At 50.8% G+C, this 1,022-nt stretch carries 2 protein-coding genes; both read left to right on the top strand.

The genetic code is table 11. The features are described from left to right. A partial coding sequence (locus AAC147_RS11640; RefSeq protein WP_047686662.1) for a type IV secretion system DNA-binding domain-containing protein occupies positions 1 to 417 on the top strand: 417 nt, incomplete at its 5' end. Positions 418 to 423: 6 nt separating this feature from the next. Further along, positions 424 to 1,022, top strand: a 599-nt coding sequence (locus AAC147_RS11635) for a TIGR03747 family integrating conjugative element membrane protein (protein ID WP_047686659.1), incomplete at its 3' end; no start/stop codon positions are given.

The raw sequence follows: 1,022 nt of genomic DNA, 5'->3' as shown, positions 1-1,022 counted from the left end.
GCCAAAACGGCGCAGGTGATTGGTAACTTTAATACCTTGATTATGCTGCGGGTACGGGATAACCGGACGGCAGAACTGCTCACCAGCCAGTTGCCGGAAGTGGAAATCTATAGTAAGACACTGGTCTCAGGGCATTCCGACATTGCGGATGTCGAACAGGGACAGGATGTTACCTCGTCCACGCAGGACAGGGTCGGCACAGTCAAAACACCATTAGTGACACCTGCTGAGATGATTAACCTGCCGAAAGGGCAGGCATTTGCACTATTGGAAGGTGGCCAGTTGTGGAAAATTCGTATCCCGTTACCCACTGGGGATGACGATGATGTCCTGATGCCCGACAGTTTGCAAAAAATCGCGGAGCAGATGCGACGGCACTACCGCACTAGCGAAGCCTGGTGGGAAGAGAAAGCGTAAAGCATAATGGCACAGTCAGAACCGGCTTCCCGTCAATCCATTCAACCACCGCGCAAGCATGGTCTGCTGTATCGTGTGTTATGGGAATGGCCGTGGCAAATCGCGGGGTTTATTGTGATGTCCTGGTTATTCAGCCTGTTACTGGAATATCTCGGCATGACTTTTTTCTGGCCGGAACAGGGGGCTTCTCACAGCCAGACGATAATGAAAACAGAGCTACAATTTTTATCCACCGAATTTACCCGGAGCCTGCTGTTATCTGAACCTTCACAAACGGTCTCTGACTGGCTGGAACAGGCGTATCAATGGCTGTTTGTGGACAGTGGTTTTATGCACTGGATACAGGGGCAACACCAATATCAGCTCAATAGCCGCAATGATTTTCTGCGTGAATTCAATGCTGTATTGCAGGGGGTATCGGGTTATTTACGGGAATATTGTCTGGCTGCCGTGTTTATCACGATGGTGACGCTGATCCGGCTGGCGATCCTGATGCTATCCGTTCCGTTGTTTGTGATGGTGGTTTTGGTCGCGCTGGTTGATGGATTAGGGCGGCGGGACTTACGGCGTTATGGGGCGGGGTATGAATCCAGTTTTGTTTATCA

Source organism: Xenorhabdus sp. NBAII XenSa04, assembly GCF_963866145.1.
GTDB lineage: Bacteria > Pseudomonadota > Gammaproteobacteria > Enterobacterales > Enterobacteriaceae > Xenorhabdus > Xenorhabdus indica.
Note: the sequence above shows the minus strand (reverse complement) of the source record. Positions and strands in the feature narration are given on the sequence as shown.